Source organism: Myceligenerans crystallogenes, from assembly GCF_039529775.1.
GTDB lineage: Bacteria > Actinomycetota > Actinomycetes > Actinomycetales > Cellulomonadaceae > Myceligenerans > Myceligenerans crystallogenes.
Map to the genome: position 1 here is coordinate 420488 of NZ_BAAANL010000001.1, position 19464 is coordinate 439951.

A 19464-nucleotide genomic window follows, 5' to 3' on the forward strand; every position below is an offset into this window, starting at 1 on the left:
CAGGCCCTGCGCCCTACCTCGCGGGTTCCGGCCGGGGCTCGCGGACGGCGTTCGCCGCCGCCAGGCCCAGGATCGTGGGGACGGCGAGCACCAGGACCGCCAGGCGGTAGCCCGTGTGGTCGGCGAGGAAGCCGATCAGCGGCGGGCCGATGAAGAACGCGCCGTAGCCGATCGTCGACGCCGCGGCGAGCCGCATCGGCGCCCGCTCCGGGTCGTCCGACGACGCCGACATCCCCATCGGGAACCCGAGCGCCGCTCCCATCCCCCACAGCGCCACGCCTACCAGCGCCAGCCAGAGCCACGGCACCAGCGCGAAGATCGCGACGCCCACGATCGCCATCAGCAGCGTGGCCCGCAGCATCGGCACCCGCCCGAACCGGTCGATCGCCTTCGTCCCGGCCAGCCGCATCACGGTCATGAACGTCAGGAACACGGCCAGCCCCACGGCGCCGGTCCCGTTCGGCACGTCGAACCCGTCCACGACGGCGAGGCTCACCCAGTCGTTCGCGACCCCCTCGGTGAGCGCGGCGGCCAGCACGACCAGCCCGATCGCCAGCGTGCGCGGCTCCCGCCAGGCCCCGAGCATCCCGCGCAGTCCCGCGCCGTCCCCCGACGACGCCGGCGCGGGGCGCGTCAGCTCGGCCGCGGGGAGGGCGGGGTCGGCGTACGCGTCGTCGGCCCGCGCGGCCGTGCCCGCCGGGGCCTGGCCGGCGCCGCTGACCTGGACCTCCGGAAGGAACGCCCGCACGCTGACGACGACGGTCACGAGGGCCACGGCCCCCGCGGCGACGAGGTGCCACTCGAGCGGGACGTGCAGGAACGCGGCCCCGGCGCCGGCCCCCGCGCCCAGCACCGTGCCGAAGGAGAACCCGGCGTGGTAGGTCGGCATGATCGAGCGGCCGAGCTGCTTCTCGACGGCCGCGCCCTCCAGGTTCATCGCGGCGTCCCATACGCCGGCGCCGATGCCCATCAGGATCATCCCGCCCCGCACCACCCACTCCTGCCCCCACAGGGCGCCGAAGCCCGCCACGGCGATCCCGGTCGTCATCACGACCGCGAAGCCCAGTACCGTGCGCGCCGTGCCGATCCGCTGGACGATGAGACCCGACAGCGGAAGCGCGGCGACCGAGCCGATCGACGCGGTCAGCAGGAGGAACCCCATCTGGTACTCGGACATCTCGAGCAGGTCGCGAACCGAGGGCAATCGGGCCGCCCAGCTCGCGAATCCGAATCCACTGGCGGCAAAAACGGCAAAGACGGCGCGGGACGCTGCGTTCACGGAGGGCACAGGATATTCTCCCGCGACATGGTGTCATCCAACTAATCGGCACCCGCCACATGAGGAGCAGTAGATGAGCCGGCAGCCCGGCAGCAAGCCCACCTTGGCGAAGGTCGCCGAGAGGGCCGGAGTCTCCGTGTCCACCGCGTCGCTCGCCTTCTCGGGTTCCGGCCCGATCACGCCGCAGACCCGCGACCGCGTGCTGGCCGCGGCCAAGGAGCTCGACTACTCGGGCCCCAACCCGCTGGGCCGTCAGCTGCGCCAGGGGCGCTCCGGGATCGTGGGCGTGGTCATCGGCGACCAGCTCGGACGTTCCTTCCGCGATCCGGTCGCGGTGCAGGTGATGCACGGTCTCGTCTCGGCGATCGGCGAGCAGGGCCTGGGCGTGCTGCTGATCCCCGGCAAGCCGCAGGGCGCCAAGGCGCCGGCGGTGGGCGGCCTCGGCGACGCGCCCGAGAGCACCGCCGCCGTCGACCCGCTCGTGGAGACCGCCGCGATGGACGTCGCCGTCCTGGTCTGGGGTGCCTACACCAACGACCCGACCGTCCGGGCGCTCGAGCGCCGCGGCCTGCCGATCGTCATCGGCGAGGGCCCGAAGCTCGACGACGTCCCGCTGGTGGCCATCGACGACCGCACCGGCACGGCCGAGGCCGTCCGGCACCTGGTGGATCTGGGCCACACCCGGATCGCGGAGATCGCGATGCCGTTCGGCCGGGGCGAGCGCTCCGGCCCGGTCGACGCCGAGCGCCTCAAGCAGGTCGACAAGACGCCCACGCGGAATCGCCTGGCCGGCGTGCGGGACGTCATCGAGCCGGTCATGTCGTGGGAGACCCCGGCGTCGCTCGTGGAGCACGGCCGCGACGCGGCCACGGAGATCCTGGGGGAGTGGGCCCCGGCCAGCGAGCGTCCGACGGCGATCGTGGCGCACTCCGACCTGCTTGCCGCGGGCGCCGTCATCGCCGCGCGCGAACTGGGCCTGCGCGTCCCGGAGGACGTCTCGGTGGTCGGCTTCGACGGCCTGGACCTGCCGTGGCTCTCCCCGGACGTGCTGACGTCCGTCAGCCAGCCCCTGGTCGAGAAGGGCCGGGCGCTGGGCGCGGCGGTGGCGTCGGTCCTGGCGGGCGAGACGCCCCAGGACGTCGTCCTGCCCACGATCTTCCAGGAGGGCACGACGACGGGCCCGGTGCCGGAACTCTGACGCGGATCCTCGTGCGGCGCCGGGGACCCCGGTGACCGGAGGCCCCGGCGCCGTACGCGCGGCTCCGTCAGAGCGTCACGCCGACGAGCACCGGCTCGGGGACCAGCGTCACGCCGAAGCGGTCGCGGACGCCGTCCCGGACGGCCCGGGCCAGGGCGATCAGGTCCTCCGCGCGCGCGGTGCCGCGGTTGGTCAGCGCCAGCGTGTGCTTGGTGGAGAGCCGGGCCGGGCTGTTCTCGCCCGTCAGCCCGAAGCCGGGCTCGAAGCCAGCGTGCTGGATCAGCCAGGCGGCCGACACCTTGACCCCCGCCTGCTCGGCGTCGTCGCCGCCCTCCTGCTCGGCGCTCCGGACGGTGAACCGCGGGGCGCCCTCCGGCAGCCGCTGCGCGTGGGCGGCGGACACGATCGGGTTCGTGAAGAACGAGCCGGCGCTCCACCTGTCGTGATCGGGGCCCGTGGGGCCGGCGGGATCGTCGAGCACCATGCCCTTGCCGCCGCGCAGGGCCAGCACGGCCTCGCGCAGGTCCTTCGACGGCACCCGGTCGCCCTGCTCGGCGCCGAGCTGCGCCGCGAGCTGACCGTAGGCGATCGGCGCGGACAGCGACCCGAGCCGCAGCTGCAGCGTGACGTCGAGCACGACGTACCGCGGCGACGGGTACCAGGGCGCCCGCGGGTCGCCGTCGCCCGCCTGGCGGCCGGAGACGTGCATGGAGCGCTTGAGGACCGACGTACGGTACCCGAACCCGAGCTCCGCGTTCACCAGGGTGCGCACCCGGGACCGCGCCCGGTCCCACACCCGGATGCTCGCCAGCGACGACGAGACCTCCTGGCCGTAGGCGCCGATGTTCTGCACGGGCGCGGCGCCCACGGTGCCGGGGATCCCGGCCAGGGCCTCGATGCCGAACCACTCGGACTCCACGGCCTCGCGCACCAGGTCGTCCCAGCGGTGCCCCGCGGGGGCGGTCGCGACGGCGCCGCCGCACGCGTCCTGGGAGGCGACCTCCAGGCCCGAGCGCATGTCGCGGACCACGACGCCGTCGAAGCCCTCGTCCGCGACCAGCAGGTTGGAGCCGCCGCCGACGACGAGCAGCGGCGTGCCCGACTCGTCCGCCTCGCGGACGGCGTCGAGCAACTCGTGCTCGGTTCGCGCCTCCACGTACGCGGAGACAGGTCCGCCGACCCTCAGCGTGGTGAGGTCGGCGAGACTCGGGACGACGGCGCTGTGTGGGAGCACGTCCTGGTCTGCTGTCACCCTGCAAGCCTATCTACACGGCCGTGGAAGGATGTGCACATCTTCGACATGGCCGGGGTGAACTCCGTCAACATCGTGGAACCAAACGGCGCTCCCGTACGTGTGAACCTCAGGGCCATCTGCAACGACGTCGGACGAGGAGCTGCACGATGCGTCAGGTTGCGCGCACGTTTTTCACCCTCACCGTCTTCGCGGTCATCGCCGCGCTGGTGATCACGATCGGCCTGCCGCAGCTGCGGCAGGTCCTGGAGCTCGACGAGCAGGCCACGATGGAGCCGTTCGTGCTGCGCCCGGACGCGGGCGCGCCCGGGCTCCGGCCGCGTATCGACGGCGTCCCGATCCCGCCCGTCCCGCACGACGCCGCCCCGGACAGGATCCGGCCCGCGGTCGACCCGGGCCCGGGAACCGCGTACGCGTTCGAGCACGTGGCCGACGACGGCGAGCCCGTCCGTCACGACCCCTGCCGCCCCCTGCACTACGTGGTGCGGACCCAGGGGATGCCGGCGGCCGCGCTGCGGGAGATCCGCGACGCCGTCGACCGCGTCGAGCAGGCCACCGGCCTGGACTTCGTCGAGGACGGCGCCACGAAGGAGCGTCCGCGCCAGGACCGGCCTCCCGTCCAGCCCGAGCGGTACGGGGACCGCTGGGCGCCGCTGCTGATCTCCTGGGCCCGCCAGGACGAGATGGGGGCGCTGAACGGTGACACCGCCGGGGTCGGCGGGGCGACGATGGTGACGCTGGGCGGCGCGCCCCGTCTGGTCACCGGGGCGGTGACGCTGAACGCGGGCGTGCTCGACAACTGGCTGTACCTGCCGCGCGGGCGGGAGTACATCGAGACCGTCACCGTGCACGAGCTCGGCCACGCGCTCGGCCTCGAGCACGTCGACGACGCGCGGCAGATCATGTACCCCGAGAGCTCGCTCGACGTGCACGAGCTCGGCGACGGCGACCGGGCGGGGTTCGCGCGCGCGGGCCGCGGCGACTGCCACACGGACACCTGAGCGGGACCCCGCGGGGCGCGAGGGGTGATCTCCGGGGACGAACCGGGGCGCCACGGGATCCGGGCCCGGGCGGGAGAGCAGCTCAGTACACGAGCACGCGCGTGCCCCGGGGCGCGCCCCAGGTGTCCCAGATCCAGTTGATCGCGGAGTGCGACACCCGCACGCAGCCGTGCGACGCCGGGAACGGCGGCACCGAGTCCGAGCCGTGCAGCGCGATCCCGCCGTTGAAGTACTTCGGCCGGTTCATGTCGCCGAGTTCCAGCGTCGAGGCGTGCACGCCGTTGATCTCGTTGTAGATCGCGAAGTCACCCCGCGGCGTCGTCGCCCAGTAGGTGCTGCCCTTGGCCGTGTACCGCTCGCCGTTGCCGGACGCCGCGTTCAGCGTCTTGACGACGACGCCGTTCTCGACGGCGAGCATGAGCTGCCGGTCGATGTCGATCTCGATGACCTTGCCCGACGACGACCGCGGCTGCGGCACGACCCCGTTGTCCAGCGCCTGCTGGGTGGCGGGCCCGACGACGCCGTCCCGGTACAGCCCGGCCGCCTTCTGGAACGCCCACAGCGCCTGCTGCGTCTCGCCGCCGTACGAGCCGTCGACGCTCGTGACGTGGTAGCCCAGATCCTGGAGACGGGCCTGCAGCTCGCCGACGCGCTCGCTGGTCTCGCCGTAGGCCACGAACTCGGGGAGCTCCGGTTCCTGCGCCTCGTCCTCGTCGCCGTCCTTGCCGGACCCGTCGCCGTTCTCGTCCTCGCGCTCGCCGTCCGCGGCGTCCTTGCCGGAGCCGGCGTTCTCGTCCGCGTCGTCGCGCTGCCCGTCGCGGTCGGCGTGGGCCTCGTCGTCCTCGGAGGCGCCGGCGACCTCGCCGTCGTCGCCGGCCTCGCCGCCCGCACCGGGCTCGCCGGCGTCGTCAGGCTTCCCGGTCGCGTCGTCCGGCGCCTCGGCGGAAGGCTCGGCCGCGGCGGTAGGCGTCGGCGACGCCTCCTCGGTCGCCGCCGATCGCGTCGGCGACGCACCGGGCGTCGCGGCCCCGGCCTCCGGGTCTCCCTCGGCGGAGCAGCCCGCCAGCACCGAACCGCTCAGCACCGCTGCCGTGAGCAGAGCGGTGGCACGGAGGGCGGGGATACGGGGCTGGGTCCTGGCCATGTCGATCTCCTCTGGGCGTCACTGTCGAGACGCGCGTGCGTGGAAGTCCTCGCGCGGACGCTTCCTGCGAGTGTCCGTCACTTACGGTCAACGCGCCAACACGGAGATCAGTTGTTCCGACGGATATTTACACAACCGTGACGGACTCCGTCCCTTTCCGCACAATATCCCCCTGACCTGCGGTGACATTTCCGTCCGGAGCTGCCAGCCACTCGTCCACCCCGCGCAGCAGCCGTTGCCGGGTCGACGACGACGCCCGGCTCGCCCGGATCGACGACCTCGCCAGCCCCGCCAGCTCCTGGTCGGAGAACCCGTGCGCCCGCCGCGCCGTCTCGTACTGCGCGACCAGCCGGGACCCGAACAGCAGCGGGTCGTCCGCGCCCAGCGCGATCCGCGCGCCCGCGTCGGCCAGCTCCCGCAGCGGGACGTCGGCCGCGGAGTGGTAGACGCCGAGGCTCACGTTCGACGCCGGGCACACCTCCAGCGCGACCTCGCGCTCGACGATCTCGGCGAGCAGCCGCTCGTCCTCGGCGGCCCGCACGCCGTGCCCCAGCCGGTCCGGCGCGAGATCGCGCAGCACCACCCCGACGTGCCGCGGCCCCAGCAGCTCCCCGCCGTGCGGCACGGACGCCAGCCCGGCACGCCGGGCGATCTCGAAGGCGCGCGCGAAGGCGCCCGTGTTCCCGCGCCGCTCGTCGTTCGACAGCCCGAAGCCGACGACGTCGCCGACGCCGTCGCCCGCGTACCGCGCCGCCAGCCGGGCCAGCGTGCGGGCGTCGAGCGGGTGCCGCATCCGCGAGGCCGCGATGATCACGCCCACCTCGATGCCGTGCGTGGCGCTCGCGGTGCGGGCGGCGTCGAGCACGATCTCGACGGCGGGCGTGATGCCGCCCGTGAACGGCGCGTACGACGTCGGGTCCACCTGGATCTCGAGGCGGCCCGAGCCCTCGGCGGCGTCGTCGGCCGCGGCCTCGTCGACGATCCGGCGCATGTCGTCCGCGGAACGGACGCACTTGCGGGCGGCGTCGTAGAGGCGCTGGAATCGGAACCAGCCGCGCTCCGTGGGCGGGAGCTGGAGCGGATCGCCGTCCGTCAGGGCCTGCGGGAGCCGGACCTGGTACTTGCTCGCCAGGTCGACGAGCGTGCCGACTCGCATGGATCCCGTGAAATGGAGGTGTAAGTGGGCCTTGGGAAGCAGCGCCAGGTCTCGCATCTGCGTAGTCTGGCAAACTGGAGCGAGCGTGGCACGCGCGATCCGTGATGAGGATGTACCTATTCAGCTGATCTGACCAGCGAACGAGCGGACTGAGCGGTAGCCCGGCGAGGCACTGCGGGAGAAATGACGATCACACCGAAGACGCCCGGCGAGGGCGAGGCCGACGACCACGAGCCCGGGGCGGCCCGGTCGTCGAACGAACCGGCAGCCGCTGATCAGGACCAGCCGGCCGGCGAGGGCGAGGACGCCGCGGCGCCGGAACCGGCCGGGAGCACGGACGAGCCGGCGGCCGGCACGGCCGGTGACCCGGGGAACGCGGACGCCGGCCCGACGCCGTCGGACGCCGATGACGACGCCGCCGGCGCTGCCGATGACTCCGCTGCCGATGAAGCAGCCTCCGCCGCCGACGCCACCCCTGCCGAACGGGCCGGCGACCTCGGCGCGGACGACGACTCCGGCGCGGACGGCGACGGCAACCCTGGCGCGGACGGCGCCCCCGAGGCCGACGGCCCCGGCGCGGACGGCGCCGACGCGGACGACGCCGACGGCCCCGGCGCGGACGGCGACCGCACGCAGCTCGACCTGAGCGGTGCGACCGCCGAGCCCGAGCGGCACGGGGGCCATGTGACGCTCGGCGGCCGCTACGAGCTGGGCGACGTCCTCGGCACGGGCGCGACGTTCACCGTCTACGAGGCGCGTCCCATCGAGGACGGCGACGACGGCGAGTGGCCGCTCGTGGTCAAGGTGCTGCACCCCCATCTGGTCCACGACGAGTTCTCCCGGGCCTCCCTGCAGCGCGAGGTCGAGGCCTCCGAGCGGTTCGACCACCCCGGGGTGGTCAAGGTCCTGGCCACCGGCGAGGACGACGTCGCGGGCGCCGTCGTCCCGTGGACCGTCATGCGGCGTTTCCCCGGCCGCCTGCTGTCCGAGGCGGCCGCCGGCGGCGGCCTGCCGTGGCAGACCGCGCTCGAGATCGTCGCCGACCTGCTGGACGGCGTCGGCGCCGTGCACGACGCCGGGCTGGTGCACCGCGACATCGCGCCGCGCAACGTCATGGTGCTGGAGCGCGAGGACGGCACGTACGGCGTCGGCCTGCTGGACCTCGGCCTCACCGCGCCCGGCGGCGGCGACGGCGACGGGGAGACCGTCTCCGGGTCGATCATCGGCATGTCACCCGAGCAGGCCAAGGGGCAGCCGCTCGACCTGCGCAGCGACCTGTACGCCGTCGGCGCCCTGCTCTACTACACGATCACCGGGCACGCCCCGTACGAGCGCGCGGCGGCGCAGGACGTACTGCGGGCGCACGTGGAGGCGCCCGTGCCGGCGCCGTCCGCGCGCAAGCCGCTGGTGCCGGGCTCGGTGGACCGGATCGTCGCGCGGGCGATGGCGAAGAACCCGGTGCGGCGCTACCCGGACGCCGCCGGGATGGCGGCGACGATCCGTTCGCTGATCGTGCCCCGGGACCGCACGGCGGGTCTCCCGCTGCCGCCCGGGCCCACCGAGGACATCGCCCGGCCCGGCGAGCCCACCGAGCGGCTCGACCAGGTCGGCGGCGGCACGCTCCGCGTCGGGCAGATCGCCGACGACGCCGCGGGCCACGGGCGGACGACGGTGGTCGGCGCCTACGTGCCGAGCGACGAGGCGGGGGCGACCGAGACCCTGGCGCCGGTTCCGCCGGCGCCGGGCGAGGCCGCGCGCACCGGGGCGATCCGCGCCGTGAGCCCGGGGGAGCGGCCGCCGGTCCTTCCCGGGCCCGTGCCCGGACCGCCCGGCGAGGAGAAGCCCCGGCGCGGCCGGGTCGTCGCGCTGGCCGTGGCGGGGGTGCTGGTGCTCGGCGCCGGGGGCGTGGCCCTCGCGAGCCTGCTGGACGGCCTCGGCGGGACGCCGCAGCCGTCGGTGAGCATCACGAAGATGGCCTCGACGCAGCCGAAGCCGTCGCCGTCGTCCTCGCCCTCGCCGGACGAGTCCGGCGACGTGTACGAGCCGCCGGTCGTGCCCGAGGTTTCCGAGCCGTCCGTGAGCGCGACGCCGTCGGTGTCGCCGTCGCCGTCGTCCAGCCCGAGCCTGAGCATGGAGCCGACGGACGAGGCGACGCCGAGCGTGGGGCCGAGCGACGAGGCGACGCCGAGCTCGGAGCCGACCGACGGGGTGACGGGCGAGCCCTCGGCGGAGCCGACCGACGGAGCCAGCGAACCGGCCGGGGAGCCGAGCAGCGAGCCCAGCGGGGGCGGTGGCGGCGGATCGGGTGACGACGGCGACGGTTCGCCGAAGATCAACGTCGAGGACTGACGCGCGGGCCGGGACGTGTGCTGACCGGCGCGGGCCCGGACGGGCCCCGGCGACGCGCCGGGGAGATCGAGTTCGACCCACCGCGTCCCGTGCCGTACAGTTGGGCATCGGTGATCGGCTCATCGCCGTTGGAGCGCGCCTCACGGCGGTCTCCAGCTCGTGCGGCGAGGAGCTGGATCCGAAGGGTAGTGGCGCAATTGGTAGCGCAGCGGTCTCCAAAACCGCAGGTTGCAGGTTCGAGTCCTGTCTACCCTGCCAGCGTTGGTCCCGCCGGGGTCACGCACGCCCGGGGCCACGCGAGTGGCGCCAGGCCGGACCGTCCCGCCCGATGGCGGGGCTGATGCCACAGAAGTGGGGTAGCAAGTGAGCGACACCGAGGTTGTGAAGAGCACCGCGGAGCGCCCGAGTGCGGGCCGCCGCAACATCTTCGCGCGGATCGCGCTCTTCGTGCGCCAGGTGATCGGCGAGCTCAAGAAGGTCGTCACGCCGACGCGCTCGGAACTGCTCAACTACACGTGGGTCGTCCTGGTCTTCCTCGTGGTGGTCATGCTGTTCGTGACCGCACTCGACTTCGGCATCGGCAAGCTCGCGTTCCTCGTCTTCGGCGGGGAGTGACGCGGGGCGGCTGCTCCGGCAGGGCCGGCTGAGGCCCGCCGAGACCGATCCCACACGTCGTCGGGCATGATTCAGCGCTCCTCGACGCGCACACTGCGCGACAATAGGAGTCAGGTGTGGTGTGGTGTTCCGAAACCACATCCGCATCAGCGCGTCCGCAACGTCGTGCCGGGTCCGTCCCGGCCAGGAGAAGAAAGCAGGTTCGTTCGTGTCCCAGGATTCTCTGGACCAGACGGAGAACGTCGAGCTGCCCGAAGCCGGGAACGCCGAGGGCGATGACGTGACCGTGGACACCGAGGACACCGAAGTGCCTGCGGACGTCGACGACGACGCCGAGCCGGCGGACGAGTTCGCCGAGGATGACGCGGACGAGGAATCGGACGCCGACGAGGACGCCGCCGCCGAGGATGCCGACGCGGAGGACGAGGGCAGCGTCGACGACGAGATCGTCGACGAGATCGCCGAGTTCAAGAGCATGCTGCGCTCGCAGCCGGGCGACTGGTACGTGATCCACTCCTACGCGGGCTACGAGAAGCGCGTGAAGGCGAACCTGGAGAACCGCATCCAGAGCCTGAACATGGAGGACTACATCTTCCAGATCGAGGTCCCCATGGAAGAGGTGGCCGAGATCAAGAACGCGCAGAAGAAGATCGTCAGCCGCGTGCGGATCCCCGGCTACGTCCTCGTGCGCATGGACCTCACCGACGAGTCGTGGGGCGCCGTGCGTCACACGCCCGGTGTGACGGGCTTCGTGGGTCACACCCACCAGCCGGTGCCGCTGACGTTCGACGAGGTCTACTCGATGCTCGCGCCCGCCGTCGAGGCCGAGACGCCGGCCGCCGGCCGGGCCGCCTCGGACGCTTCGTCCGGTGGGCAGGCGAGGTCCGCCATCCACGTCGACTTCGAGGTCGGCGAGTCGGTCACCGTCACGGACGGTCCGTTCGACACGCTGCCGGCCACCATCTCCGAGATCAACGCCGAGGGCCAGAAGCTCCACGTCCTCGTCTCCATCTTCGGCCGGGAGACCCCGGTCGAGCTGGGCTTCGACCAGGTCGCCAAGATCTAGTCCTCCCGGCGAACCCGCCGGCCGCGACCGCGGCCGGCCCTGCAACCGGGTCATCGCCCACGGCGTCGGCCCATGAACAGAGAGCGCACTCGCATGCCCCCCAAGAAGAAGGTCTCCGGCCTCATCAAGCTCCAGATCCAGGCCGGTGCGGCGAACCCCGCCCCGCCGATCGGCCCCGCGCTCGGTCAGCACGGCGTGAACATCATGGAGTTCTGCAAGGCCTACAACGCGGCGACCGAGTCGCAGCGCGGCAACGTCATCCCGGTCGAGATCACGGTCTACGAGGACCGCTCGTTCACCTTCATCACGAAGACGCCGCCGGCCGCCGAGCTGATCAAGAAGGCCGCGGGCGTGAAGAAGGGTTCCGCCACGCCGCACACGGCGAAGGTCGCGAGCCTGACGACGGACCAGATCCGCCAGATCGCCGAGACGAAGATGCCGGACCTCAACGCGAACGACATCGACGCGGCCGCCAAGATCATCGCGGGCACCGCCCGTTCGATGGGGATCACCGTTCCCGAGTGATCCTCCGGGGTTCTCCCCGGATGACATCCAGTGGCAGGGCGACACGGCCCGCTACGACCACGAGAGAAGGAAACAGAGATGGCCAAGCAGGGCAAGAAGTACCGCGACGCGTTCGCGAAGATCGACCGCGACGCGCTCTACGCGCCGCTGGAGGCCGTGACCCTCGCGCAGGAGACCGCCACCACCAAGTACGACTCGACCGTCGAGGTCGTGTTCCGGCTCGGCGTGGACCCGCGCCAGGCGGACCAGATGGTCCGCGGCACGGTCAACCTGCCGCACGGCACGGGTAAGACCGCCAAGGTCATCGTGTTCGCGAACGCCGCCAAGGCGGAGGAGGCCCGCGCGGCCGGCGCCGACGAGGTCGGCGGCGACGAGCTGATCGACAAGGTGGCCGGCGGGTACACGGACTTCGACGCCGCGGTCGCGACGCCGGACCTCATGGGCAAGGTCGGTCGCCTCGGTAAGGTGCTGGGCCCCCGCGGCCTCATGCCGAACCCGAAGACCGGCACCGTGACCATGGACGTGGCCAAGGCCGTGACCGAGATCAAGGGCGGCAAGATCGAGTTCCGCGTGGACAAGCACTCGAACCTGCACTTCATCATCGGCAAGGTGTCGTTCCCCACCGAGAAGCTCGTGGAGAACTACGGCGCCGCGCTCGACGAGGTGCTGCGTCTCAAGCCGTCCTCCTCGAAGGGCCGCTACATCACGAAGGCGACCGTCACCACGACGATGGGCCCGGGCATCCCGCTCGACCAGTCCCGCGTGACGAACTTGCTGGAGCCGACGCCGGTCTGACGAGCGTCAGCAGCTGACCCGGCTCGGTCCGACGCCGCCGGCCCGCGTTCCCCTGGGAGCGCGGGCCGGCGGCGTTCTCGTTCCGATGTATCAGACCGCCGGTGCCGCACTCTTGTCGGATGGAAGTCGATCGTTGCTTCGTCCAGAAGGGTGTTCCGGGTGCACGTACCGGTGAAACGGGGACCGACACGTCGTACGTGTCAGTGTGTCGCCGTATATTTGCGTCCGTCCACACGGAGGCACCCCGGAAGACGGGTGCCGAGACCCCGCATCGAGGCGATGACTCCATCCAGTGATGTTCCATCCGGCCCCGAGTCCTGCCCGGCTCCCGGCGCCACGCTCGGCGAGCGTGCCGCCCATGCGCTGCTGGAATACCGCGCCGGGCGTCCCGCGGCCCTCGACGCGCTGATCCGTGAGGCGTCCCGTTTGCTGTGGGCCACGGCCCGCAGCCAGGGCGCGTCCTACGACGACGCCGCCGACATCGTGCAGAACACGTGGATGCAGCTCGTGCGCAACGCCGACCGCATCGACGAGCCGCGCGCCGTCCTGAAGTGGCTGCTCACGACCGTCCGCCGCGCCGCGTGGGACGCGGTCCGGAAGGACCGCGCCGAGGCGCGGGTCCGCACGGTGATGTCCGACGACGACGTCGCGGGCCGCGCCTCGGCCGTTCCGGACCCGGCACCGCAGCCGGACGCGGAGGTGCTCGCCGACGAGCGCGACCGCCTCCTCTGGCAGGCGTTCGGCACGCTGCCCGAGCGCTGCCAGCAGCTCCTGCACCTGGTGTCGCTCGCGGACCGGCCGGACTACCGGATGATCTCCGAGGCGATCGGCATGCCCGTGGGCAGCATCGGGGCCACGCGCGGACGGTGCCTGGCGAAGCTGCGCACCGAGTTCGTGCGGTCGGGTGGTGGCGCATGGACCTGAACCCGCGCGTGCCGGAGATCGGTGACGACGAACTCGACGTCTCCCCGGCGGAACCGCTCGACGAGACGGACCGGGCCCTGCTCGCGGGCCTGGCCCGGGTGACCGGCCGGATGGATCCGATGCCCGCGGACCTGATCGAGCGCTCCCTGTTCGCCGCGACGCTGGCGGGCCTGGAGGCGGAGGTGATGGAGGTGGTCCAGCTGCCGGGCGCCCTGGCGGGTGTGCGCTCGTCGGCGTCGGCCGCCGCGGAGGACGCCCCGGCCGAGGCCCGCACCATCTCGTTCACCCACGGCGACCTCACCCTGATGATCCAGCTCTCGCGCGAGCGGGCGGGTCAGGTGCGGGTGGACGGGTGGATCGCCGTGCCCACGCCGTCGTACACGGTGGAACTGCACCGGCCGGGCACCGAGCCGACCCGGACGGACGCGGACGAGGACGGGCGTTTCTCGTTCCCGGCGGTTCCGCACGGCCCCGCGAGCCTGATCGTGCGGCGGCCGGCGGCGGACGGCGGGCCCGTCAGCACGCCCGTGATCGAACTGTAGCCCGCGGGAGCGCCTACTTTCATGGCCATCGGGGGAGGTCGTGCCGCACAGTGGTCCCGAGGGGAAGCGCGGCGGCGGAGCGAGGACAGACGTAGCAGAAGCGAGAGGTGAACCCCAGTGATCCTGAACCCCGAGACACCCCAGGTCCGAGACCACACCGGCGGCTGGCGCCCCATGCGCCAGCTGAACCCGGACGAGACGAACTGCCGCCGGGACGTGACGCTCGCACCGACGCGATACGTCGCCGACCGGCTCATCATCCGCACGACCCCGGGCGACGACCCGGACCCGCTGCTGGACAGGCTCCGCGAGCGCGCGGCGGCGCGCGACCTCACCCTGGAGGAGGAGCCGCTGGACGCGGCCTCCTCCCGCGACGGCTCCGTCCGCCCGGGCCTCGCCCTCAAGCTCGCGATGGACGACGACGGCGACGTCTGGGACCTCCTGGACGAGGTCGCCGCCGACACCGACGCGGACGAGCGCAAGCGGATCGGCCTGGACCACGTGCTGGTGGGCCACCGGAGGGGCACGGGTTCGCCTGTTCCGGGCGACCGGGAACCGGCTCACCGCCCTGGGCCGGCTCCCCGCCGGACCCACGCCGACGGGACGCGGCCCTGGCTCACCGCGCAGAGCCTCCGGCGTCCTGTCGTCGCGATCGTCGACACGGGTATCGGTGAACACCCCTGGCTCGACGGGGACCGCGTCGTGATCCGCGACGCATCGGTCGACGGCGGCCCGATCGGGACCTTCACCGAGGACGAGCCCGACTCGACGCCCGACGCGCTCAACCCGTTCGCGGGCCACGGGACGTTCATCGCGGGAGTGGTCCACCAGATCTGCCCCGACGCGGCGATCCTGCCGGTACGGGCCATGTCCGGGGACGGGATGGTCCGCGAGTGGGACCTCATCCGGACGCTGGAGCGGCTGCTGGAGTACCACCTGCGCGGCCTGGCCGGGCGGGCGAGGAGCGCCGCCGTCGACATCGTGGTGCTCGCCATGGGCTTCCAGCCCGAGTCCTCCGACGACGACGACTACGAGGGCATGCTGCGCGGCGTCCTGCGGGACCTGCGCCGGGCGGGCGTCCTGGTGGTGGTCTCCGCGGGCAACGACGGTGACGACCGCGAGATCTATCCGGCCGGATGGGCGCCGCACGTCCGGCGCGTCGACGGCCGGGCCGAGCCGCTGAACCCGGCGGACCTGCAGGCCGACTACCCGCCGATCCTGACCGTCGGGGCCGCGAACCCGAACGGCACGCTCGCGGACTTCAGCAACGACGGCCCCTGGGTGACCTGCGTGCGCAACGGCCGGGAGATCCTCAGCGCCATGCCGACGACCTTCAACGGCCCGGAGGAGCCGCAGATCGTGGTCGGCAACCCGGTGCGTTCGACCGTGGACCCCGACGACTACACCGGCGGGTTCGGGCAGTGGAGCGGGACCTCCTTCGCCGCGCCCGTGCTGGCCGGTGAGCTCGCGCAGGTTCTTCTCGAGCGGCGTCGTGCGGGCCGGGACGACGCCCGGGTCGCCGCGGCGTGGTCCGCCGTGCATGCCGTCACGGGGCTACCCGAGCCTGTCCCTGCCCGGTAGCGGCGATGGCGCCGACACGGGAGGGTCAGCTGGAGGATCTCGCGGCACGGCTGCAGGCGGCCCGTGACCACAACCAGTGGACACGCTGGACGACCGCGGAATCGAGCTACCGCGAGCTCCTGGCCGATCTCGACCTGATCGACGAGACGCACCTCGACCCGGACGGGCGCCTGCGCTGGGACGACCTCGCCGTGCGGGCGCGACTGGGGCTGGCCTGGTCCGTCCAGATGATCACGAACTCGCTGGTCGAACCGATGAACCTCTGCGACGGGGCGGAGGCCATCGCCGGGCGATCCGCCGACGAGTCGCTGCGCGCGGTCGTCCTCGCCCAGCGGGCGATGCTCCACCTGCGTTCGGGCAACCCGCGGCGTGCCCTCGACATCCTCAACGACTCCTTGCCGATGGTCGACGGCGCCGATCACTACAACCTCTCGATCCAGCACCTGAACCGGGGCAACGCGCACTCGGAGCTGGGTCTCTTCGAGGCCGCGCTGCAGGACTACCAGGCGTCGTTCGACCACGCGCGCGAGCTCGGCGACCCGCTGGCCATCTCCTTCGCGCTGCAGAACATCGGCTACGCGCAGTACACCCTCGGGGACCTCCCGTCAGCCCTGGCCTCGATGGAGGAGGCCGAGCGGGTGCTGCCCGGGCAGGAGGACGGGCTGGCCTTCCTGGGCCGGGCCGAGGTCCTGTTCGGGAGCGGCCTGCTCGAGGACGCCGAGGCTCTGCTCCGGGCGGCGATCCCGCAGCTCGAACGGGCTCAGCTCCGAGCCGACTGCGCGGAGGCCGAATGGTTCCACGCCCGGTGCCTGCTGGGCCTGGAGCAGTACGGCCCCGCCCGCGAGGCGGCGGTCCGTGCGGGACGGAGGTTCGCCGAGGTGGGCGTCGAGCCGATGGTGGCCTTCGCCCGCGTGCTCGAGCTCGAGGCAGAACTGGCGCAGGCCGGCCGGCACCCGGAGCGACGTGCGGATCTTGCCGATCGGGCGCAGGAGGCGCTGCGGGTCGCCGACGACGGTGATGCCACCGGCTCCTTCCTGGGGTACCACCCCGGGGACGCCGCGCGGTTCGTCGCGGCCCGCTGGCTCCTGCTCGCGGGTGAGGCGGGACGGGCGCGGAGGATCTTCGACGACGTGCGGAGGGACACGCCGCACACGCCGCTGACGTCCAGGCTGCAACGCCTGGTCGTCGCCGCGCAGCTCGCGTTCTCCGAGGGCAACCGCCCGCGCGGCCTGCGCGCGGTCCGGCAGGGGTTCCGGCTCCTGGCCGAGCACCGGGCGAAGCTGGGAGCGGTGGAGTCCGTGACCGCCGCCGCCGTGCACGGCGTCGATCTCGCCTACGTCGACGTCGGCGCCGCGCTGCGGACCGGCCGCGCACAGCCGTTGTTCGACGCGCTGGAACGCGGGCGTTCCACCTTCGCCGGCGCGGGCCGGATCACGCCCCCCGACGACCCGGTGGCGGCCGAGCTGCTCACCGAGGCCCGCGGCCTGCTCGCCGCGGCCCGCGAGCTGCCCGCCGACGTGGAGCACATGGCCGAACGCGAGGGCCTCATCAGCCGGGCCGGCGCGATCCAGAACCAGGTCCGGGAACGCGCGTGGCTGCGCACCGGGGACGCCGACGTCGCCCGTCCCGTCACGGCCCGCGAGGTGGTCCAGGTGCTCGGCGGCGGCGCCGTCGTCGCGAACTTCACCGTGTTCGGCGGCCGGATCGTCGTCGTCCCGGTCGACGGCACGGGCGCGAAGCGCCTGGACCTCGGCCCGCCCGACGAGATCACCGAGCTCATCCGCCGGGTCCGTACGGACATCGCCATGGCCGCGAACGAGCACATCCCGCCCCCGCTGCGCGCCGCCGTGCGCGCGTCGCTCGACCGCTCGCTGAAGAAGCTGGACGACGCCGTCGTCGCGCCGCTCCGGGCCGACGGGGATCTGCACGTGGTGGCCCGGGAGCCGCTGCTCGGGATCCCGTGGACCGCCCTGCCGTCGCGGCAGGGCCGCCGGACCTCGGTCAACTCGCATGTCGCGCGCGGGCGCAGGGACGCGCGTCCGGGTGGCGGGCACCGGCTGCTCGCGGCCGCCGGGCCAGGCGTGGCCCACGGCGCGGACGAGGCGGACGCCGTCGGCGCCGAATGGCCCGGTGCGAGCGTGCTCACCGGGGCGGCGTCGAACACCGCGGCGGTGCGGGAGGCCCTGGCGACGCACGACGTCGTCCACCTCGCCGCCCACGGGCGGCACGACGCCGACAACCCGTTGTTCGCGTCCATCGAGCTGGCCGACGGGCCGCTGTTCGCGCACGAGCTGGACGGGATGCGGCTCCCGGCGTCCGTCGTGGTGCTCGCGGCGTGCGAGGTCGGCGGCTCGTCCGAGGTGGTCGGGGGAGAGGTGCTCGGCCTCACGTCGGTGCTGCTGCGCCTGGGCGCACGCGCGGTCGTCGCCGCCGTCGCGCCGCTCCCCGACGCGCTCGCCGCGCAGGTCATGCCCCGGTTCCACGCCCACCTGCGCGCCACGGACGACCCGGAGGCGGCGCTCGCGGCGGCCTGCGCGGAGGTCGACCAGCCGGTGCCGCTGGTCTGCTTCGCCTCGCTCCCGGGCCTCTGACCCCGTTCGATGCGTCGCCTGACCGGGGTGTGGCGAGCGGCACCCCGCTGGGTGCGCGGCCTTCGCCGGGGAGCGTGTAGGCTGGCCCGGTAACCAAAGACCGCCGGTCGTCAGACCCTGCCCTCGGGTGGGTGAAGACCGAAGTCCCGCATCGTGCGGAGGCCTGCGCAGGTGAACGAAGGTCGATCGCTTCCGGGTAAGTCCCCGTACGTGTTCCGAGCCCCGTGCGCCTGCGCCGGGGCTCTTCTCTTTTCCGCGGACAGGACAGCCGGTGGTACCACCACCGGAAGGATTGCCATGGCGAGGCCGGACAAGGCAGCCGCCGTCGCGGAGATCGCGGACAAGTTCCGTGAGTCCAACGCGGCCGTGCTGACCGAGTACCGCGGGCTCTCCGTCGCGCAGCTCCGTGAGCTGCGCCGGTCGCTCAGCGGCAACGCAACCTACGCCGTGGTGAAGAACACGCTGACGGGGATCGCGGCCACCCAGGCCGGTGTCGAGGGTCTCGACGCCGACCTGAAGGGCCCGTCCGCCATCGCCTTCGTGACCGGGGACCCGGTCGAAGCCGCGAAGGGTCTGCGTGACTTCGCCAAGGCGAACCCCGCGCTGGTCATCAAGGGCGGTGTCCTTGACGGGAACGCCCTGACCGCCGCGGAGATCACCAAGCTCGCGGACCTCGAGTCCCGCGAGGTCCTGCTGGCCAAGGTGGCCGGCGGCCTGAAGGCGACGCTGACGCGTGCCGCGTACGCCTTCACCGCCAAGCCCGCCCAGGTCGCTCGTATCGTCGATGCCCTGCGTCAGAAGCAGGAATCGGAGGGTGCCGCCGCGTGACGCGGTGGCCCTGGCTATCAACCCCTGCTTCTGGCGGGCAAGCGCCCGTGAAGCGCTGAAGTGAAAGGAACGCCACCATGGCGAAGCTCAGCACCGAAGAGCTCCTGTCCGCGTTCGAGGAGCTCACCCTCCTCGAGCTCTCGGAGTTCGTGAAGGCTTTCGAGGACAAGTTCGACGTCACCGCCGCCGCTCCGGCCGCCGTGGCCGTTGCCGGCCCGGCTGGCCCGGCCGCCGCCGAGGCCGAGGAGGAGAAGACGGAGTTCGACGTCATCCTCGTCGCTGCCGGCGACAAGAAGATCGGTGTCATCAAGGAGGTGCGCGCGCTCACGTCCCTCGGCCTGAAGGAGGCCAAGGACCTGGTCGACGGTGCCCCCAAGCCGGTCCTCGAGGGCGCGAACAAGGACGACGCCGAGAAGGCCAAGGCTCAGCTCGAGGGCGCCGGCGCCACCGTCGAGCTCAAGTGATCCATGCCCTCCTCGGGCAGGTGAGCGTCTGACGCGACGAAGGGCTCGGTGGAGGGTGAGGGCCGAGGAACGAGGCACTCGCCCGAAGCCGAGCACGAGGAGCGGCAGGCTTGTCCGACGACGACGGCGGCGGCCGCGCGCCGTCGTCGGACAG

At 73.0% G+C, this 19464-nt stretch carries 17 protein-coding genes and 1 tRNA gene; 14 read left to right on the forward strand and 4 right to left on the reverse strand.

Translation table 11 applies throughout. The features are described from left to right. Positions 1 to 13 precede the first annotated feature (13 nt). A complete protein-coding gene (locus ABD208_RS01670; RefSeq protein WP_425561052.1) occupies positions 14 to 1204 on the reverse strand; it encodes an MFS transporter in 1191 nt (396 codons plus the stop codon). A gap of 148 nt (positions 1205 to 1352) precedes the next feature. Here ABD208_RS01670 and ABD208_RS01675 point away from each other — a divergent pair, with 148 nt between their 5' ends. After that, positions 1353 to 2477, forward strand: a complete 1125-nt coding sequence (locus ABD208_RS01675) for a LacI family DNA-binding transcriptional regulator (protein WP_344098929.1) — start codon at positions 1353 to 1355, stop codon at positions 2475 to 2477. Between the two features lie 67 nt (positions 2478 to 2544). Here the strand turns inward: ABD208_RS01675 and ABD208_RS01680 are convergent, their stop codons facing one another. Continuing rightward, the gene (locus ABD208_RS01680) at positions 2545 to 3729 is read right to left on the reverse strand and encodes a UDP-N-acetylmuramate dehydrogenase (protein ID WP_344098930.1); all 1185 of its coding nucleotides are present in this window, start codon (positions 3727 to 3729) and stop codon (positions 2545 to 2547) included. Between the two features lie 149 nt (positions 3730 to 3878). Between ABD208_RS01680 and ABD208_RS01685 the strand changes: the two genes are divergently transcribed. Further along, complete coding sequence (locus tag ABD208_RS01685; protein WP_344098931.1) at positions 3879 to 4730, forward strand: matrixin family metalloprotease; 852 nt, start codon at positions 3879 to 3881, stop codon at positions 4728 to 4730. Between the two features lie 82 nt (positions 4731 to 4812). Here ABD208_RS01685 and ABD208_RS01690 read toward each other — a convergent pair whose 3' ends face one another. Beyond that, entirely contained in the window at positions 4813 to 5874 is a 1062-nt protein-coding gene (locus ABD208_RS01690; protein ID WP_344098932.1) for a L,D-transpeptidase family protein, read from the reverse strand. 127 nt (positions 5875 to 6001) lie between these two features. Next, a complete protein-coding gene (locus ABD208_RS01695) occupies positions 6002 to 7087 on the reverse strand; it encodes an adenosine deaminase (RefSeq protein ID WP_344098933.1) in 1086 nt (361 codons plus the stop codon). Positions 7088 to 7213: 126 nt separating this feature from the next. Here ABD208_RS01695 and ABD208_RS01700 point away from each other — a divergent pair, with 126 nt between their 5' ends. From ABD208_RS01700 to rplL, 12 genes are all read left to right on the forward strand, one after another. Then, on the forward strand, positions 7214 to 9379 hold the full coding sequence (locus ABD208_RS01700; protein WP_344098934.1) for a serine/threonine-protein kinase: 2166 nt from the start codon (positions 7214 to 7216) through the stop codon (positions 9377 to 9379). A 182-nt stretch (positions 9380 to 9561) separates the two neighbouring features. Continuing rightward, a tRNA-Trp gene (locus ABD208_RS01705) sits at positions 9562 to 9637 on the forward strand. A gap of 105 nt (positions 9638 to 9742) precedes the next feature. After that, on the forward strand, positions 9743 to 9994 hold the full coding sequence (gene secE / locus ABD208_RS01710) for a preprotein translocase subunit SecE (RefSeq protein ID WP_344098935.1): 252 nt from the start codon (positions 9743 to 9745) through the stop codon (positions 9992 to 9994). Between the two features lie 208 nt (positions 9995 to 10202). Continuing rightward, complete coding sequence (gene nusG, locus ABD208_RS01715; protein WP_344098936.1) at positions 10203 to 11060, forward strand: transcription termination/antitermination protein NusG; 858 nt, start codon at positions 10203 to 10205, stop codon at positions 11058 to 11060. A gap of 93 nt (positions 11061 to 11153) precedes the next feature. Then, a complete protein-coding gene (rplK, locus tag ABD208_RS01720) occupies positions 11154 to 11585 on the forward strand; it encodes a 50S ribosomal protein L11 (RefSeq protein ID WP_344098937.1) in 432 nt (143 codons plus the stop codon). Between the two features lie 78 nt (positions 11586 to 11663). Continuing rightward, positions 11664 to 12380: a 50S ribosomal protein L1 gene (gene rplA, locus ABD208_RS01725; protein ID WP_344098938.1), complete on the forward strand. Its 717-nt coding sequence runs from the start codon at positions 11664 to 11666 to the stop codon at positions 12378 to 12380. Between the two features lie 279 nt (positions 12381 to 12659). Then, a complete protein-coding gene (locus ABD208_RS01730) occupies positions 12660 to 13304 on the forward strand; it encodes an RNA polymerase sigma factor (protein ID WP_344098939.1) in 645 nt (214 codons plus the stop codon). Beyond that, on the forward strand, positions 13295 to 13846 hold the full coding sequence (locus ABD208_RS01735) for a hypothetical protein (protein ID WP_344098940.1): 552 nt from the start codon (positions 13295 to 13297) through the stop codon (positions 13844 to 13846). Before ABD208_RS01730 ends, ABD208_RS01735 begins: the two co-directional genes overlap by 10 nt. A 117-nt stretch (positions 13847 to 13963) precedes the next feature. After that, a complete protein-coding gene (locus ABD208_RS01740) occupies positions 13964 to 15427 on the forward strand; it encodes a S8 family peptidase (RefSeq protein ID WP_344098941.1) in 1464 nt (487 codons plus the stop codon). 5 nt (positions 15428 to 15432) lie between these two features. Continuing rightward, positions 15433 to 18018, forward strand: coding sequence for a CHAT domain-containing protein (locus tag ABD208_RS01745; RefSeq protein WP_344098942.1), 2586 nt, complete (start codon positions 15433 to 15435; stop codon positions 18016 to 18018). A gap of 297 nt (positions 18019 to 18315) precedes the next feature. Next, entirely contained in the window at positions 18316 to 18846 is a 531-nt protein-coding gene (gene rplJ, locus ABD208_RS01750) for a 50S ribosomal protein L10 (protein ID WP_344098943.1), read from the forward strand. Positions 18847 to 18923: 77 nt separating this feature from the next. Continuing rightward, positions 18924 to 19310 (forward strand): 50S ribosomal protein L7/L12, encoded by a 387-nt coding sequence (rplL, locus tag ABD208_RS01755; RefSeq protein ID WP_344098944.1) that lies wholly within the window; start codon positions 18924 to 18926, stop codon positions 19308 to 19310. Positions 19311 to 19464: the final 154 nt, after the last annotated feature.

Excerpts from the sequence above, each read along its gene's own strand:
- ABD208_RS01675 (WP_344098929.1), top strand. The coding sequence starts at position 1,353 with ATGAGCCGGCAGCCCGGCAGCAAGCCCACCTTGGCGAAGGTCGCCGAG.
- ABD208_RS01685 (WP_344098931.1), top strand. The coding sequence starts at position 3,879 with ATGCGTCAGGTTGCGCGCACGTTTTTCACCCTCACCGTCTTCGCGGTC.
- ABD208_RS01690 (WP_344098932.1), bottom strand. The coding sequence starts at position 5,874 with ATGGCCAGGACCCAGCCCCGTATCCCCGCCCTCCGTGCCACCGCTCTG.
- ABD208_RS01695 (WP_344098933.1), bottom strand. The coding sequence starts at position 7,087 with ATGCGAGACCTGGCGCTGCTTCCCAAGGCCCACTTACACCTCCATTTC.
- ABD208_RS01700 (WP_344098934.1), top strand. The coding sequence starts at position 7,214 with ATGACGATCACACCGAAGACGCCCGGCGAGGGCGAGGCCGACGACCAC.
- rplK (WP_344098937.1), top strand. The coding sequence starts at position 11,154 with ATGCCCCCCAAGAAGAAGGTCTCCGGCCTCATCAAGCTCCAGATCCAG.
- rplA (WP_344098938.1), top strand. The coding sequence starts at position 11,664 with ATGGCCAAGCAGGGCAAGAAGTACCGCGACGCGTTCGCGAAGATCGAC.
- ABD208_RS01730 (WP_344098939.1), top strand. The coding sequence starts at position 12,660 with ATGACTCCATCCAGTGATGTTCCATCCGGCCCCGAGTCCTGCCCGGCT.
- ABD208_RS01735 (WP_344098940.1), top strand. The coding sequence starts at position 13,295 with ATGGACCTGAACCCGCGCGTGCCGGAGATCGGTGACGACGAACTCGAC.
- ABD208_RS01745 (WP_344098942.1), top strand. The coding sequence starts at position 15,433 with ATGGCGCCGACACGGGAGGGTCAGCTGGAGGATCTCGCGGCACGGCTG.
- rplJ (WP_344098943.1), top strand. The coding sequence starts at position 18,316 with ATGGCGAGGCCGGACAAGGCAGCCGCCGTCGCGGAGATCGCGGACAAG.
- rplL (WP_344098944.1), top strand. The coding sequence starts at position 18,924 with ATGGCGAAGCTCAGCACCGAAGAGCTCCTGTCCGCGTTCGAGGAGCTC.